We start from the raw sequence: 16,498 nt of genomic DNA, 5'->3' as shown, positions 1-16,498 counted from the left end.
GGTAAGTTAATATCGGAAATAGATTTTTGAAAGATGGTTTGAAATTCCAAGTAGTTTTAGGTATCTGTAAAATATGGTGTGTTTTACGAGGTGAGTGATTCGGTGAGTTTCAAACTGATAAAAATTGTAAAATATTGATAATGAGAGGTTATGGGTAGGTGTTCTTTTCCCTTCCTCTCTGCCAAGTAGAAAAACAACGGTTTCAAAAACCGTCAAAATTAAGTTTTTGAAACCGTTGTCAAAAATGTTCTACAAGTGAAAAAGCCTTCTAGATCATTTAAAAGCGGTTTTTCTTATTAAGTTTACAGAATATCAATCAAAAAGACCTGCACTCAGCGAATGCAGGTCTTTTTGACTTTTAGCCAAAGTCTTCAATTTTTCCCAAAATTGAGGTGAGTCCTCGGTGAGTCTTTTTAAATGAAAAAATGTTTATCTTTATGATTACTATGAAAGCAACAGACATAAAACAGGAATTAAGGATGCTGATAGAGAAGGAAAAAGACCTTCATATTTTAGAGGCAATTAAGACCTTGCTAGTTAAGTCCAGTTTGGATCCGATACTTAAAGAAAAACTCACCTTAAGAGCTTTAAAAGCTGAAGAGGATATTTTATCAGGTAGGGTTTATACAAGGGAAGAATTCGAGAAAAGGCTGGATAAGAGATTGGGTCTATGAGAGTAATTTATACTCACCAATCTTTTGAAAGCCTTGACTTCGTGTACATTACAGATTTTTTTGAAACAAGGCAGGCTCCGGATAAGATGAAGGGATGACATATTCACCAACCTAATCGAAAATCTTCTCAAAGGAGATTTGCAGTATCGATGGCGATCACAGATGAAGCGGGGTTCTTTATCATCATCTTGATAAATAAACAACAATAAAGAATAGACAGGCCAACATGAGAGGTTGTGCAGCATGTTTGGCGGGCACAAGCTATCTCTTCTGATCTTTTAATTAACCACCATCCTATACCCAATCCCTCTGATATTCTGTATTTCGATTGAGGGTTCAACTTTTAAGTATTTTCGGAGTCTTGAAACAAATACATCTAAAGTCCTAGAAACAAAAAGTTCATCATTTCCCCATACTTGATAAAAGAACATCTCTTTCTCTATCACGTTGTTGATATTGATGATAAAGAACGCTAATAGTTCCACCTCTTTGTAGGTTAATTTTTGTACACCACTTTTATGGATAAGCGTAAAATTAGTTTTATCCAATGTGAATGAAGAAAATGTAAGTTTATTTGAAGTTTCATTTGTTTGACGGTGGGTTTTTAGGTTTCTGTTGATCCGGGCGAGGAGCTCTTCAAAGTTGAATGGTTTTCGTATATAGTCATTGGCACCTAAGGTTAATGCTTTAACAGCATCTTCAGATTTAACTCTTGCAGTGAGCATTAAAATTGGTATTTCGGGATGGGTTGACCTGATGATTGATAGGACTTTCAACCCATTTACTTTTGGCATGGCTATATCTAATAGGATTAAATAAAATTCATGCTGATAAAATAAATCTAGTGCTTCTTGTCCATCATGTGCATGTAAAACCTCAAATCCCTTTTCTTCTAGACTTTCTTTAACCAAGAAAGCCAACGCTTTTTCATCTTCAACCAATAGAATGTCAATTTTTCTCATGCCCTATTGAATTTTATTTCAAAAGCTGCTCCTACAGGAACATTTTTCATTGAAATTTCAGCATTAGTTTCTTTTAATATTCTTGATACATGGTATAAACCTAATCCAAAACCCCTTTTACCATTTAACTTGGCTCTTTCTGATCTGTAGTATTTTTGAAATACCTTAGATTTATCTTCATCTTTTATTCCTACGCCATTATCATGTATTGTTAGAAAAATGTGCTCAGGAGTCTCCCGAATTTTGAATTCAACAGTAACTGGGATCTTTTCAGCATATTTGACTGCGTTGTCTAAAAGAGAATAAATCACAAGTTCCAAACTATCTTTGTTCATTTTTATGAAATAGTTAGATTGTAGGAGGAAATCACTTTTGATTTCAAGTCCTTCCCATTGTAGGTCTTTGTATTGATTTAAAAACTCTAAAAGATTTATTGTTATAGCTTGTCCTCCTAAGCCTTTGAAAAGAATATTTCGGCTTAAAATATCCATTCTCTTAATTTCTGATTTTGCAATTCTTAGGTACTTATTTAAATCAATTTGGCCCTCAGATTTGACCTTAATCCTGTCAAGCGCGATACTAATGATACTTAATGGTGTCAATATTTCATGGGCTAAATGATCTAATTGCTCTTCTTTTAGCTTGATGACTTGTAGTTCATTGGACCATGATCTAATAATCAAATAGAAACTCAAAATGAGCAATACAAATACCAATAAAGACATAAATACAAAGAACTTCATCCGTGAAAATGCTTCTAATGCGAGTCCATTTACTCCAACTGTTAGACTTTGATTCAATCGAAATCTTTTATTGATTATTTGGTCCATCGTTTTTCCCCAAACTCTATTAGTGTCATTTTCCACCAAACCCACACTCAACTTGGAAAATCGTCCCGTTAATTTGGTTACCAATGCCGAATCAACTTCTTGTAAGTTCCATGGTTCTTTCATGTATTCATTCATCTTCTCCCCTAAGGTTTCTTGCCAATACATGATAGAACCTTCCAAAAGCATTTCTTTATTTTTCATTAAAAGCAGCTCTAGATTTGTTTTTTCATCGGTTTTAGGGTTTTTTGGAAAATGAACCTCCACTAAATTATAGTTTTCTTTAGCATCCCTTACTATCAACTTTCTTCCAGTTTCAGTAATGACGGAGTCAAGTTTTACAACGCCTAAATTTATTATATCATTTTCAAATTTGGAGTTGATCTGTTCTACACGAATAGTATCCAACTCTGCTATTGTTGATTTAGTTAAGACCTCTAATTCAAGGAAAACTTGTTCTTTGGTAGCTTGATGGTTTTGGAATAATAAAAACCCTTGCAGAATAAAAAGTGCTACAACCAAGCCTGCTGTACCTTTTTGTAAGAGCTGATTTTTAAATTTCATGCATAAAGATAGAATGTACTACACCAATTGAGAATCATATTTACAATAATTTACATTTGTTTACACTCAGTTTTACAAAGGGTAACCTAGGCTAATTTAGATTTGCTCTTGTCAAAATTTAAAGAGTCATGAAAAAAACCTTTTGCCTTATTGTCTGCTTTTACGCGCTAATTATCTTTCAATCCAAGTCTCAGGAACTCTTTACAGGAGACCAATTGATGAATAATATTTCATTGTTGGATGTTAGGAATAATCAATTATATGAAGTTAGGCCTGATTCCGGGAAATTAATACTTATTGATTTTTGGGCAACTTGGTGCGCTCCATGCGTTGCAAGCATGCCTCATCTTGAGTTACTACAAGAAGAATTTAAAGAAGATCTTTTCATTATCCCTGTTTCTGTAGAAGATGTGGAAAGAGTAAATAAATTCATAGCTAAAAAGACTTATAATCTTAAATTTTCGATTGATCCGGAAAATGAGTTGCGCTCACTGTTTCCCTTTAGGATAATCCCGCATGCTGTACTTATTGATCAATATGGGGAGGTTTTGGCAATTACCGATCCCAAGCATGTTACAACTGAGTTGATTTCCAACTATTTGAATGGAGAAAAAATTCAACTTTCGACCAAGAAAGACCGTGTGGAATTTGATCTTGTAAAGGATGATTTGTTTGAGTTGCCTTCCAATGTAATTCAATCATTTATAGTTTTGGGAGAGTTTGAAGGTCTTCCCTCTTTTCAGAAAGGTGCTTCCGTTGGAGAATACCAAAATAGAAGAGTGTCTTTTATCAATCAAAGTATTCGTGGAATGTATCAATATGTTTATAATAAAGGATGGAGGAGATTTCAGATAATGGATAAAGATACCCGTATGCTTGAGGATGATATTTATTCGGTTGATTTGGTTATTGAAAATCCAAATGAACAAGAATTGAAAGCCACTTTGATGATGAATTTAAAAGAACAATTTGGTTTAGAAATAGATACTATCCATGTTGAAAGTGAGATCGTTTTATTATACATTGAAGATGAAAATAGACTTCCTGAAAAATCAAACCAGTCGTCACCCTATCAAGCTTCAGGTGATTATTTCAAGTCAAAGGGAGCTTCTTTAGCTGATTTTGCAGGCTATTTGGAACAATTTGGTGTTATTGGTGCTATCGTAGTAAGTGATTTTCAGGAGGATGTATTCTTTGAAATTGATTTTCAATTTGAACCCGAAAATCCAGATAGTTTTTGGGAAAGCTTGAGAAATATTGGACTAAATCTCAAAAAGGAAAGACGCGGAGTAGACTTTATTAAAATCAGTGTTTTGGATTAGGCCTGTCTGCAAAATAAGCCAACTTTAGTAATAGAGTTGGTTTTTTTTATGCCCATGGTTTACTCTTTTGTCAAACAACACTCATTTATAACTTATGATTTTCAGAATAGCATAGGTTTATTGCTTGTTTAAATAGTGTAATTCTCACTGTTAATTACTTGAATAAATAACTATGGATTTAACTAACGCTTGTTTACTATTCTATTTCCTCTGATGAGTGTATAATTACCCGAGTATCTCCATTAAATTTACTAATGCTGATTGCCTTACAATTAGTTGGTATGGGGATATTTCTAGAGGATTGAGAAAGGTAGCCTTGGCCATAAGGAAACTCTACTTGTATGTGTCCATTTGCATCAAGTTCAAAAACCACTTTAAAATCATCAGGTTCTAATTGAATTTGATTGAGACGATCCCTGTTTTGGGTGTTTCTGAACACTTTTAAAGGACCTTGATGTTGTTTTGCAGCAATGAGTGATTCGCCATTAAAATGATTTATAGTCACCATCGAGCGCCCCTCTCCATCCACAAGGAAACCTGAGTGCTTTTTGTTGATGGAATAATTATGAAGCTTGTCTAATCCGATAATATTGCCAATGGAAGCATCGTAACGACCCGTCACCGTTTCATTGCCATAAAAGTTTCCGGTCAAAAACAGTTCCTTATGAATATAGTCATGGTGGATACCGAAAGTAGGAGAGAATTGGGTATCTATGGGAAGGGGAGTAAGAACAAATGTGCCAGATTCACCTAAATGCATGGTAGCACTTTTAAAATACTTTGCTTGAAGATGAATAGCATTGGTTTTTTCAGGTTTCGTGAAAAAATTATCCAAATTATAATTTGCAAAATCTGAGTATCTAAGGAAGCGATTTTTCCAAGAAGGGACCTGATTGACTAACTTGTCCCTACTAGCTATAGGGAAAAATCCATCCTGAAGGAAAGAAAAAATAATGGGATCCATGCTTCCGTTTTTATCAAAGTCATTAGCTATTAAGGTTAAAGGTTTCTCTTCACTTATGGCCCATCGGGTATTTCTTCCAGCATTGCCTAGAATGTACTGAGGGTTCCCATTTTTATCTGTACCAATACTGTAGATGCTATTCCACCAACCTTCCGAGTTTTTGGGTCCAATGGCTGAGCTTACATTTTCAAGTGTGATGGAACCATTCTCTTTATACTGCTTAAAAAAAGTAATCGGCATCCACTCACCCACTACAATCAGATCAATTAATCCATCTTGGTCAAAGTCTGTCCAAACAGCAGAAGTTATCATTCCATAGTTTTTTATTTCAGGAATGATTGCGTCTGTTACGTCAATAAATTTGCCTTCTTCAAATGTCAACAGCACCGATGGAGGAATTTCAGGATACCTTCCAGGACTTACTCTCCCCCCAATAAATAGTTCAAAATTACCATCACCATCTATATCGGCAGCAGTAACCACGGAGCCGCTAAAATTGGTGGAGGGGATTTTGTCGGAAAATTGTTCAAAGTGTCCATTCCCATCATTCAGGTAAAGTCGATCATAGTAGAAATCACTGCTATTTGTATGTCTACTTCCGCCACTCACTACATAAAGGTCTAGGTCTCCATCATTATCTATATCTATCAGGAGGCATCCCATATCGTCAGCATAAGCATCTATAAATATTTCTTTTTGTGAAAACTCCCCGTCCTGATTTTGGATAAAAAGGTATCTTGGGAATCCCGCAGACCCTCCAATAAAGAGGTCATCCAAACCATCACCATTGACATCACCTACTGCCATGCCAGGCCCATTTTCCGAGTGCTTATGAGGAAGGAGAACCTGTCGATTAAAATCATTAAAGACTCTATGTTGATGGGTATGTAATAGTCCCAACTTTGCTGAGACCTCTTCGAAATCAGGTAGTAATGGTTTCTTTTCTGCAGCCTCAGTGTTTTCTGCAAGTTGATAGTCTAGCGTTACAGTTGTGTCGGGAGTAAGATTGTTGATAATTTGTCGCTTACCATCGGGCCATGTGACGGTGAGTTTTAGGTTATCTGTCTTTTCACCTAATCCAAAATGAGCTTTTGGTTCAACAAATGATTTATATCCTCGCGTAGGATAATGTTCATAATACTGCACGTGTTTTTTTTCATTGGCATAATACTCTAAAACCAGCTTGGTACCTAGCCCCATCGTGTTTTGTGGAGGCCCTTTGATATCAAACTTAATAAAAGAAGATGTTTTTGGGTGCTTTTCTCTGCTTAAGTTCTGGTATAGATAGGCGTTTTCATTTAAGTTGTTAATGATCAGTTCGAGATCCCCGTCATTGTCCAAATCGGCATAGGCAGCACCGTTTGATATGGAGGCATGTATCATGCCCCAATCCTTACTTTTGTCAGTGAATGTTAGGTCATAATTATTTTTAAAAAGAAAATTAGCCAGATTTACTTCTGGAAGTTTACTTAATCCTTCCAATAAATGCATACGCCTTTGTTCAGGAGTGGTGAATGGACCCAGTGTTTGATTAAAGTTGATAAAGTCCATATCTGTGATGTCTTTACCATAGCCATTACTGATGAATAAATCTTTGTACCCATCATTGTCAAAGTCAGCAAATAAAGGAGACCAACTCCAGTCTGTTTGTGCGACTCCAGAAAGAAAACCAATCTCGCTAAAAAGCCCATTTCCTTGGTTTAGTTGAAGAGTATTTCTTACATACTGGGGTTCATACCCTATGGAAAGGTTGCTCATGAATAAATCATAGTTTGCTGTAGGGGCAAACATGGTCTTTTGGCGTAGATTATCTGGAGGGAACATATCCACGACCATAATATCCACGAGGCCGTCATTATTGAAATCAGCTATATCCACGCCCATCGCATTGAAACTTTGGTGTTTGAGCTTTTGATCTATTTGATTTGAAAACGTGCCATCACCATTATTGATGTACAAGATATCATTAGTTAAAAAATCATTTGCCACATAAATATCCGGGAAGCCATCCTGATTAATATCGCTGATTGCCAAACCAAGTCCATAGCCTTCGATTAGAATTCCAGCTTCTTTCGAAACGTTTGTAAAAGTTCCATCGCCATTGTTTTTGTAAAGCTTATCATTGCTTTTTCCACGTCCTGATTTTTCCCTTGGTCTGGATGTGTTGCGCTGAAAGGATTCCATGGCATTGGAAAGAATATACAAATCCAAAAAACCATCTCCATCGTAATCAAAAAATGCAGCCTGTGTATTATATCCTCTATCATCGACACCATAAGCAGAAGCCATTTCTTCAAAATATGGAACCCCATCCTTGTCCAGGCCTTGATTGATAAAAAGTAAATTTGGGTCTGTATTTCGTTCGTCTCGATTGGAAACGCTAATGTATATATCCAAAAGCCCATCATGGTTGATGTCTACCAATGTTACACCCTCTGCCCAGGTCTTGGTTGAAATATTGGATTTTTCGCTTACATCTTTGAATTGGAGCTTACCTTGATTGAGGAATAGTCGACTGGAAACTTGATTTCCTGTGAAAAATAAATCGGGAAGTCCGTCATTGTTAAAATCACCTACAGCAACTCCTGCACCATTGTAGATGTAGTCAAAATCAAGAATATTAAAATTTTCATCAAGTTTAATCTCATTATTGAAATTAATTCCTGTTTTGGAAGGTGGGAGTAGCTGAAATAAATTTGATTTAGAAGATTCTGGATTGCATCCTATTAAAGAGATGAAAATACATGCAAAAGCTAGTTGAAGGTACACTCCATATCTCTTGTTGAGAGTTAACGGATTAGTTGGTATGTTCACAAGCTCTATTAATTTATAAACGTTAAAGTATGACGAATTTGAAATAAGAATAATTACTAAGATAACACATGATTGGTTAGGACAAGAAAAAGTATAGACTTAAAGAGCTTTATTGAAGTGTATTGAGGTATAAAAGGCCTGAAGAAAATTTCTTCGGGCCTTTATGACTTCCTAACTATTTACATAAAACGGGTATCTTTTTAGTAACCTGGATTTTGATCGTCGTTAGTCAATGCTGAATTGTTATCAATTTCAGCAAATGGTAATGGCATCAAATCATGGTGTGGTCTAAAATGAGGAAGTGTTGCATTTGTAAGTACGTTCATTCTCCTCCATCTTCTGATATCTCGGTTTCTGATTTGTTCTCCGGGGAATTCAACTCTTCTTTCATGTTGAATTGCTCTTCTCATTTCTTCTTGATTTCCTACTGGATATTGGCTAGTAGGATAAAGAGGCATAGCAACATCTGCTCGTTGTCTAGTTGCATTTAAAAATGGTAAGGCAGCAGCGGTATTTCCAAGTTCATTTTCAACTTCCGCCATCATTAGTAAAACATCTGCATATCGGATGACACGGAAGTTGATGCCAGAAGCCATATTTTCAGCGGGCTGCTTGTAAATCATGGTGTATTTTCTCCAGCTTGGTCTTTCATTGTCTCCTTGCACTGCATCAGGAGTCAACACATTATTACCATTGTTGTATGTATCCCCAATCTGATAGAAATTATAGGAGAATCTAGGGTCATCTTTTTCAGCTCCATTTTCCTCTTTTTCAAATTCCTGAACCAAAGATCTACTTGGGACTAGATTCCTCCATGCCACTGGACTATACTCTTGACCTCTGAACGTGGAGAAAGAAATACCTGAACCGTCACCTCCCCATACATCAGCATCTCCAAAACTTCTGGTCATAATGATTTCAAAGATGGATTCTTGGTTATGCTCATTTTCCTCTTCAAAATTATCTAAGTATCTAGGGACTAGACTGTATTCTCCCGAGTTGATGATGTTTTCTAAATGAGGTTTGGCTAAAGCATACTCTCCTCTGAACATATGAACTTTTGCAAGTAATGCTCTTGCTGCAGCATTAGTAGCTCTTCCAATGTCAGCTGTTCCATAAGCTCCTTTTGCAGGTAGACGGTCAATTGCCTCAGTGAGGTCCGTAATTATTTGTTGGTAAACCTCTTCTTCGGTAGCCCTAGGAGAAGCACTTTCAATGGATGTAGCCATCGTTGTCATCAGAGGTACCCCGCCCCATAGGGAGACCAACTCAAAATATCCCCAAGCACGCAAAAACAAAGCTTCACCAATGATACGTGATCTTAAGGATTCTGTGATTTCTTCTGTTAGACCTTCAGCATTATCTAAAACAATATTAGCTCTGTGAATGATGCGGTAGAAGCCTCTCCAATTAGAGATGATTATCGGATTTGATGGGTCAATTGATCCAGTCAACAATTGGTTTCTATGACCTTCCAATTGTCCTCCTCCTGACTCCACATCATCCGATAACATATCATGTAGAAAGAAATATTCGCGGATATATAAATCCAAACCTTGGGCTCCTGCATACGCTGCATTTACTCCCGCCAACAATTGCGGACCTGAAACAAAGAATGTTCCAACTGATAATTCATTGGGGTTGATTGGATTTAAAATGTCTTCATTACATGAAGCAACCCCTACCATTAGCAAACATGCTGTGATAAATATTCTTATTTTCATTGCTTTAATGTTTAATGTTGGTTTAGAAAGAAAGTTGTAAACCTCCTATAAATGTTCTTGGTGCCGGGAATTGCCCAAAGTCAATACCCTGACCTAAGGTGGAATTCAAATCTGTTCTTGCACCAATCTCAGGATCAAAACCTGTATAATTGGTGAATGTAAGTAGATTTTGCGCTGATACGTAAACTCTCACACGTGAGATTGACCCCTTGCTAATATTTTTGAGGTAAGATTCGGGAACATTGTAGCCGATACTAACATTCTTAATTCTCATAAATGAGCCATCTTCTATCCATCGTGAACTAGCCCTTGCATTTCTATTTGGGTCACCATTAACGGCTCTTGGTACATCAGTAACCGTATTTGTGGGAGTCCATCTATCGAGTACTACTGTGCTCGCATTAAATAATCTCGTCATACCCTCCGTATGGAACCTTAACAAATTAAATATTTGATTTCCATGGACCCCTTGCGCAAACAAGGAAAAATCAAAATTTTTGTAGTTGGCGGAGAGATTCAACCCATATGTAAAATCAGGAAGGTAATGCCCTAAGAAGGTTCTGTCATTAGCATCGATAATACCATCTTCGTTAATATCTACAAACCGAATATCGCCAGCAGAAGCGTTTAGTTGCTGACTCGTTTCATCTCCAATCTGGAAAATTCCATCTGTTTGCCAACCAAAGAAGTAAGCAATTGGCCTGCCTGCTTCGGTAAATGTTAATGGGTCACCTTGGAATTCTGGACCGAAGATTGTATTACCTGTTCCTAAAGAAAGAAGCTCATTTCTAACAAAGCCTATATTTCCGTCAATTGAAAACTGGAAATCCCCTGTGTATTTCCGATAACCTAATTCGAGCTCTATACCTCTGTTCATTACAGTGCCTACATTCGAAACGGGAGCGCCATCATATCCCAATGATGGAGGTATTGGCACACCTAGGATCATTCCTTCGGTCGTATTGTCAAACCATTCAAAGGAAACATTTAATCTGTCATTGAATAAACCTAAGTCAAACCCTATATTTTTCATAATAGTAGTTTCCCAGCGAAGATCAGGGTTTGCCAAGGCTGATATAGTGCTTCCTGCATTCAAAGAGCCGCCAAATGGATAGAAAAAGTTACTGTTTATTGTGGCTTGATAAACATAATTTCCTATTTGATCATTTCCAGTTTCACCATAACTTGCTCGTAGTTTAAGATCACTAATACTAGAAATATTTTTCATGAATGATTCTTCACTGACTCTCCAGCCAGCAGAAATGGATGGGAAAGTTCCCCATTTGCTATTTGGGCCAAACCTTGAACCACCATCACGTCTGATGGATGCGCTAAACAAGTATTTTTGATCAAAATTGTAATTTATCCTACCTAAATATGAGATCAAAGCATATTCAAACTTAGAGCTATTGATGGTCTGGTTTTGAACACCTTGTAGTTCTCGAATTTCGTTGGTCAAGAAGTTTTGTCCAGATCCACCGAGATTTGTACTTAGAAATGTTTGTTGTTCAATCACTCCTAAGGCATCAAAATTGTGCTTTCCTATGGATTTCGAATAAGATAGTTGATTGGAAATCAAAGGAGAGAAGAAGGTGAATCTACTTTGTCCAATATTTGCAAAAGGCTGTTCATGAAAGTCACCTGATCGAAATCTTGGTGAAAACTCATTTGTAGTTCCTAAAGCAAGATCAGTACCTACTAGAAATTTGTAATTCAAACCTTCAAGAATTTCAACATTTAAATAAGCAGTTCCTAATATCTTGTATTCCTGTGTTCTATTAGTCAATAACTCTGCATTCAAGACAGGGTTTTCAGGATCTGACCCATCAATTCTATCTGGAGACCTGAAGCCTCCCAGTCTACTTGGATCCCTCACAGGTATATACGGAACGGATTTAACCATGTGCTCCAATTGAGTTCTTCCACTGGTAAACGGCTCATTATTTCTACTTGAATAAGCGACTGTTAAAGTCTGTCCAACAGTAACTCTTTTATTGACTTTAAATTCAGTATTACTTCTAAAAGAGAAACGTTCAAAATCAGTGCCTCTCATGATACCTTCTTGGCCAAAATAGCCAACTGAGAAGTAATAGTTGACAGACTCCGAGCCACCTGAGATTCCTATATTATGGTCTTGGATGGTAGCGGGTCTGAACATCTCTCCTTGCCAGTCTGTCTCGACATTTGCCAATTCTCCAAGATTGTCGAATCGTGCTGGTGCAGGATCACCCGCATTAGCCAGTAGCTCTCTACCAAAAGCTAGATAATCTTCTCTACCAAGTAAGTCCAGTTTTCTCCAAGCACTTTGCGTGCCTACATAGGAATCTACACTTACTTTTGGTTTACCTGTTTTTCCTTTTTTTGTGGTAATGAGAATAACACCATTCGCTGCTCTAGATCCATAAATAGCAGCGGCAGATGCATCTTTTAATACTTCTACAGATTCAATATCGGCAGTATTGATTTCATTTAACCCTCCTGCAGGTACACCATCAATTACATATAAAGGATCGTTATTTCCGACTGTTCCGATACCCCTTACCCTAACTATTGGATTGGTTCCCGGTGCACCTGAATTTGTTACCGATACACCTGCTGCACGTCCCTGTATAGCAGAAGCAACGTTAGGTACAGGTAATTGACGTATCTGTTCTGAGGAAACAGATGAAATGGCACTAGTTACTGTTGCTCTTTCTTGGGTGCCATAACCTACTACAATTACTTCCGATAGTGATGATTGATCTGGAGACAACGTGATAGTAAAGGTAGTCGTATTTCCAACTTTCCTCTCAATGCTTGAATATCCAATGAATGAAAAGATCAAAACAGCTTCTGAAGATGGGACATTTAATGTAAAATTTCCATCCAAGTCTGTAGCTGTACCACTAGTTGTGCCTTTAATTAAAATATTTACTCCTGGAAGTGATTCACCCGTATCTGAACCTGTAACTGTGCCGGATACTTGAATAGATCCGCTTTGGGCTCTGGTTTGTTGAGAAATTAGGAGTATACACATGGTAAATAAGCTTATAAGATATAAGCTTTTGCTCCATTTGATTAGTTGTTTTGGGTACATTGATTTTGACATAGAGTTTTTGGGTTTGAGGTTTATTTTAATAGTTATTTAATAGGTATTATTTTTGGTTTTTTTCCATTACTATTATTAGCGGTGAAACATATACAAGAAAATTTAAGTGGGTATAATCATGAAACTGTTTCAATGTTATTTTAGGAGTGAGTACATACTTATACTATTAATTTTGCCTTTTGATAGTCTTTTAATTTTATCGGGATATTCATGTTAACCGAATAACTGGCTTGAAACTTAATAAATTTACTAAATCATATTGATTTAGGTTAAGTGACCGAATGCATGTTTTCGATAAAAATTTCGCTTAGGAAGCATAAAAAAATGATTAAATTGACACTGTTATTGGTCTTATTTTATTAAAAAAATTAATTTTTGATGAGTATGTTATAACGATATTGATTTTTATGCTTTTTCCTACATTGCGGTTAAAAAAAAGTCAGTTATTTAAGACATTTACCATAAATTTTAATCAAATAACCTCTATTTTGAAAAACTGCACTTATTAAACCTATACGTATTTTTTTCTATATCATTATTTGCAATTATACCATAGCTAAATAACCTAGGTACTATTGAGAATAATCGACCAATGTCAACGTTGTACAGTGTAAAGATACCTTGCAGTCACAGGCAATAGTTTCAAAGGTCATTGACCAATGACCAATTGATATGGATAATCACATAATACTATATGAACACTTCGATTATAATAATTCTCATATTAGCCTTTACTTTGTTAATCTCCTTATATTGGAATTTAAAGCTGTACAAAAAATATCAAAAGTTTATTAAGCCTAATTGGGAGATTTTGGAAGACCGGTTGGTCAATATCGGGTTATCAATTTTGAAGGATGCCTCCGAAACATCCAAGCTAGGAGAGAAGATAGAAGCTTTGGAAAAAGAGATCGCTGTCATAAAAAAATCTGTTTCCAAGACTTAAAGCCAATATTTTTATTTTTTTATTTCATGGGATATGATGTCCTTTGATACAAAACAATTCCCACTTATGTAATTGCACAAACGATTGAAATAGACAATGTTTAGTTTGCAAACTCAAAGAAACAGGAGTGTTTTTTGATTGGTTCGAAAAAAATTATAAATATTTCCTTTGCATTTTGAATCGAAAAAATCATAACTTTAAAATCTCAACAATTAAGTTAGAAACCGTTTAACCTTTATTTAAATCCTATTTAAATTCATCATTATGAAAAAGTTCATCGCTTTGTTCATGCTTGCCGGATTCTTGTTCTCTCCGGTAATTACTAAAGCTCAAGATGCAGAAGAAGCTGCAGAAGAAACTACTGAAGTTGTGGAAGAGTCTACTACCCCTGAGCCTGTGGCTCCAACTGTGGTAGATGACGAAATCCTTGACGAGGAGAAAGGCTTCCACCAAATCATTAAAGAAAAGTTCATTGAAGGTGATCCAACTTTCATGTCTCCGGTATTGATCTGTTTGATTTTAGGTCTTGCCATTGCATTGGAAAGAATCATTACATTGAACCTTTCTACTACAAACACCAAAAAATTGTTAGCTAAAGTAGAAGAAGCTTTGGAACAAGGTGGTGTAGAAGCTGCTAAGGACGTTACTAAAAACACCAAAGGTCCAGTTGCCTCTATCTTTACTCAAGGTTTGATGAGATACTCAGAAGGTATCGAAATGGTAGAAAAATCAATCATCGCTTACGGTTCCGTTGAAATGGGTCGTTTGGAAAAAGGATTGGTTTGGATCTCCCTATTCATCTCTCTAGCTCCAATGCTTGGTTTCATGGGTACAGTAATCGGTATGATTGGTGCCTTCGATGCTATCGAGGCAGCTGGTGATATCTCTCCTTCCCTAGTAGCGGGTGGTATTAAAATCGCCCTTTTGACAACTGTAGCTGGTTTGATCGTTGCGATTATCCTTCAGTTGTTCTACAACTACTGCGTAGCTAAAATTGACTCTCTAGTAAATGACATGGAAGATGCTTCCATCTCCTTGGTAGATATCCTTGTGAGACATAAATTAACTAAATAATTTATAGTTGGCAATTTGGTCAAACTAAAATTATTGTTAACTTTATAAAAAATTCAACTATGGATAGTATAGATATTTTCTTATATGTTGCAGACATCCTAGTGATTGCAGGGGTGATATTTGCAGTGGTTCTTCCACTGATCAAATCCCTTGATAATCCAGGTAGTCTCTTGAAAACAGGCGTAGGAGTCGTTGCCCTTTTGGTGATTTTCTTCATCGCTTACTCGATGTCTGGGGATGAAGTAGCTGCCAAATATGCTGCAGACCCATTCAACTTAACTCCTGGAATGTCCAAATTCGTGGGAGGTACATTATTGACGACGTATGCGTTGTTTATCATCGCTATCATCGGTATTGTGATTACTGAAATTAATAAAGCAATAAAATAATGGCTAGGAAAAAAGGTAGAATGTCACAGGAAGTGAATGCCGGCTCTATGGCTGACATCGCGTTCCTATTGCTTATCTTCTTCTTGGTTACTACTACAATTGCTTCCGATAAAGGTATCTTAAACATCTTGCCTCCAAAGCAGGATCCTAACGTGCCACCACCGGAAATTAAATTGAATGAGAGAAACATCTTCAATATCCTTGTAAATGCTAACGACCAACTATTGGTCGAAGGTGAATACAGAGAAAATACAGCTGGTCTCTCGGAAGATGTGAAGGATTTTCTTCTCAACTTCGGTAATCCTGATGAAGAAGCGCTAGCATTGTTCAATAGCTTGCCTCAGTCCCTGAGAAATAGAGCTAAAAGAGAATCATCTTCTTCAGATCATCCAATGTCAGGTGGTGCGGTAGTTTCCATCAAAACAAACCGTGGTACTAGCTACGAAGTGTATTTGGATGTTTTTGACCAAGTGAAGAAAGCGTATTTCGAAATCTATGGTGAAAGAGTAGGTTTGTCTGCTGAGCAGTATAGAACCTTGACTGGTAAAACACCTGCTGAGAAAGAATTAATGGATCGTGGTAAGGAAGGTATTCCTATGGCGATTTCAATTGCTGAACCAGATAAAATAGGAGGAAATTGATATGTCAAAGTTTAAGAAAAAAACCAACACATCCCAAAGTATTCCTACCTCTGCATTGCCGGATATTATCTTCATGTTGTTGTTCTTCTTCATGGTGACAACAGTATTGAGAGAGTCTGACATTCTCGTTGAGCAAAAGCTTCCTCAGATGACGCAGTTACAAAAACTAGAGAAAAAGACGTTGATTTCTTATCTCTATGTTGGTAAACCAAAGAACACTGCGTTGTACGGTACAGAGCCAAGAATTCAAGCGAATGATGTTTTGATCGGTACAAAAGATATTCTTTTGTGGGTCAATCAAGAAAAAGATAAATTATCAGAAGCAGAAAGAGATCAAATCACTGTATCAATGAAAGTTGATAAAGAAGTGAAAATGGGACCTATCTCTGATATCCAATTCGAATTGCGTGAGGCTGATGCAAGAAAACTCTTGTATGCGTCCACAGGTCGAATTGAAAATTAATCAAACTTCTTACAGTTAGTAAAGCTACTCCTTTGGGAGTAGCTTTTTT

Annotated in this window: 12 protein-coding genes; 7 read left to right on the top strand and 5 right to left on the bottom strand. The window is 36.6% G+C overall.

Annotated features, from left to right (window positions below):
• The first annotated feature begins 446 nt into the window (after positions 1-446).
• Positions 447-674 carry a hypothetical protein gene (locus IE080_RS07770; RefSeq protein ID WP_189580278.1) on the top strand — a complete coding sequence of 76 codons (228 nt, stop codon included), beginning with the start codon at positions 447-449 and terminating at the stop codon, positions 672-674.
• A 278-nt stretch (positions 675-952) separates the two neighbouring features.
• Here IE080_RS07770 and IE080_RS07765 read toward each other — a convergent pair whose 3' ends face one another.
• Both IE080_RS07765 and IE080_RS07760 read right to left on the bottom strand, forming a co-directional pair.
• Positions 953-1,636, bottom strand: coding sequence for a response regulator transcription factor (locus IE080_RS07765; protein ID WP_189580275.1), 684 nt, complete (start codon positions 1,634-1,636; stop codon positions 953-955).
• The gene (locus IE080_RS07760) at positions 1,633-3,027 is read right to left on the bottom strand and encodes a sensor histidine kinase (protein WP_189580272.1); all 1,395 of its coding nucleotides are present in this window, start codon (positions 3,025-3,027) and stop codon (positions 1,633-1,635) included. Before IE080_RS07760 ends, IE080_RS07765 begins: the two co-directional genes overlap by 4 nt.
• Before the next feature lie 128 nt (positions 3,028-3,155).
• Here IE080_RS07760 and IE080_RS07755 point away from each other — a divergent pair, with 128 nt between their 5' ends.
• Positions 3,156-4,349, top strand: coding sequence for a TlpA family protein disulfide reductase (locus tag IE080_RS07755; RefSeq protein WP_189580269.1), 1,194 nt, complete (start codon positions 3,156-3,158; stop codon positions 4,347-4,349).
• A 196-nt stretch (positions 4,350-4,545) separates the two neighbouring features.
• Here the strand turns inward: IE080_RS07755 and IE080_RS07750 are convergent, their stop codons facing one another.
• The 3 genes from IE080_RS07750 to IE080_RS07740 all read right to left on the bottom strand — a co-directional run bounded on the left by IE080_RS07750 (position 4,546) and on the right by IE080_RS07740 (position 12,867).
• Positions 4,546-8,127: a VCBS repeat-containing protein gene (locus tag IE080_RS07750; protein ID WP_189580267.1), complete on the bottom strand. Its 3,582-nt coding sequence runs from the start codon at positions 8,125-8,127 to the stop codon at positions 4,546-4,548.
• 200 nt (positions 8,128-8,327) lie between these two features.
• Entirely contained in the window at positions 8,328-9,851 is a 1,524-nt protein-coding gene (locus IE080_RS07745; RefSeq protein WP_189580264.1) for a RagB/SusD family nutrient uptake outer membrane protein, read from the bottom strand.
• A gap of 22 nt (positions 9,852-9,873) precedes the next feature.
• Entirely contained in the window at positions 9,874-12,867 is a 2,994-nt protein-coding gene (locus IE080_RS07740) for a SusC/RagA family TonB-linked outer membrane protein (RefSeq protein ID WP_229800553.1), read from the bottom strand.
• Positions 12,868-13,633: 766 nt separating this feature from the next.
• Between IE080_RS07740 and IE080_RS07735 the strand changes: the two genes are divergently transcribed.
• The 5 genes from IE080_RS07735 (at position 13,634) to IE080_RS07715 (ending at position 16,449) form a co-directional block, all read left to right on the top strand.
• Entirely contained in the window at positions 13,634-13,882 is a 249-nt protein-coding gene (locus tag IE080_RS07735) for a hypothetical protein (protein ID WP_189580259.1), read from the top strand.
• A 264-nt stretch (positions 13,883-14,146) separates the two neighbouring features.
• A complete protein-coding gene (locus tag IE080_RS07730; RefSeq protein ID WP_189580257.1) occupies positions 14,147-14,956 on the top strand; it encodes a MotA/TolQ/ExbB proton channel family protein in 810 nt (269 codons plus the stop codon).
• A 59-nt stretch (positions 14,957-15,015) separates the two neighbouring features.
• Positions 15,016-15,345 (top strand): hypothetical protein, encoded by a 330-nt coding sequence (locus IE080_RS07725; protein WP_189580254.1) that lies wholly within the window; start codon positions 15,016-15,018, stop codon positions 15,343-15,345.
• Entirely contained in the window at positions 15,345-15,986 is a 642-nt protein-coding gene (locus IE080_RS07720) for an ExbD/TolR family protein (protein ID WP_189580251.1), read from the top strand. The genes IE080_RS07725 and IE080_RS07720 overlap by 1 nt, the downstream gene beginning before the upstream one ends.
• A gap of 1 nt (position 15,987) precedes the next feature.
• Positions 15,988-16,449, top strand: a complete 462-nt coding sequence (locus IE080_RS07715; protein WP_189580248.1) for an ExbD/TolR family protein — start codon at positions 15,988-15,990, stop codon at positions 16,447-16,449.
• Positions 16,450-16,498: the final 49 nt, after the last annotated feature.

Source organism: Mongoliitalea lutea, from assembly GCF_014652135.1.
GTDB lineage: Bacteria > Bacteroidota > Bacteroidia > Cytophagales > Cyclobacteriaceae > Mongoliitalea > Mongoliitalea lutea.
Note: the sequence above shows the minus strand (reverse complement) of the source record. Positions and strands in the feature narration are given on the sequence as shown.

Bases quoted from the DNA above. Each gene is read 5' to 3' on its own strand.
- IE080_RS07770 (WP_189580278.1), top strand. From the start codon at position 447: ATGAAAGCAACAGACATAAAACAGGAATTAAGGATGCTGATAGAGAAG.
- IE080_RS07765 (WP_189580275.1), bottom strand. From the start codon at position 1,636: ATGAGAAAAATTGACATTCTATTGGTTGAAGATGAAAAAGCGTTGGCT.
- IE080_RS07760 (WP_189580272.1), bottom strand. From the start codon at position 3,027: ATGAAATTTAAAAATCAGCTCTTACAAAAAGGTACAGCAGGCTTGGTT.
- IE080_RS07755 (WP_189580269.1), top strand. From the start codon at position 3,156: ATGAAAAAAACCTTTTGCCTTATTGTCTGCTTTTACGCGCTAATTATC.
- IE080_RS07745 (WP_189580264.1), bottom strand. From the start codon at position 9,851: ATGAAAATAAGAATATTTATCACAGCATGTTTGCTAATGGTAGGGGTT.
- IE080_RS07740 (WP_229800553.1), bottom strand. From the start codon at position 12,867: ATGTGTATACTCCTAATTTCTCAACAAACCAGAGCCCAAAGCGGATCT.
- IE080_RS07735 (WP_189580259.1), top strand. From the start codon at position 13,634: ATGAACACTTCGATTATAATAATTCTCATATTAGCCTTTACTTTGTTA.
- IE080_RS07730 (WP_189580257.1), top strand. From the start codon at position 14,147: ATGAAAAAGTTCATCGCTTTGTTCATGCTTGCCGGATTCTTGTTCTCT.
- IE080_RS07725 (WP_189580254.1), top strand. From the start codon at position 15,016: ATGGATAGTATAGATATTTTCTTATATGTTGCAGACATCCTAGTGATT.
- IE080_RS07720 (WP_189580251.1), top strand. From the start codon at position 15,345: ATGGCTAGGAAAAAAGGTAGAATGTCACAGGAAGTGAATGCCGGCTCT.
- IE080_RS07715 (WP_189580248.1), top strand. From the start codon at position 15,988: ATGTCAAAGTTTAAGAAAAAAACCAACACATCCCAAAGTATTCCTACC.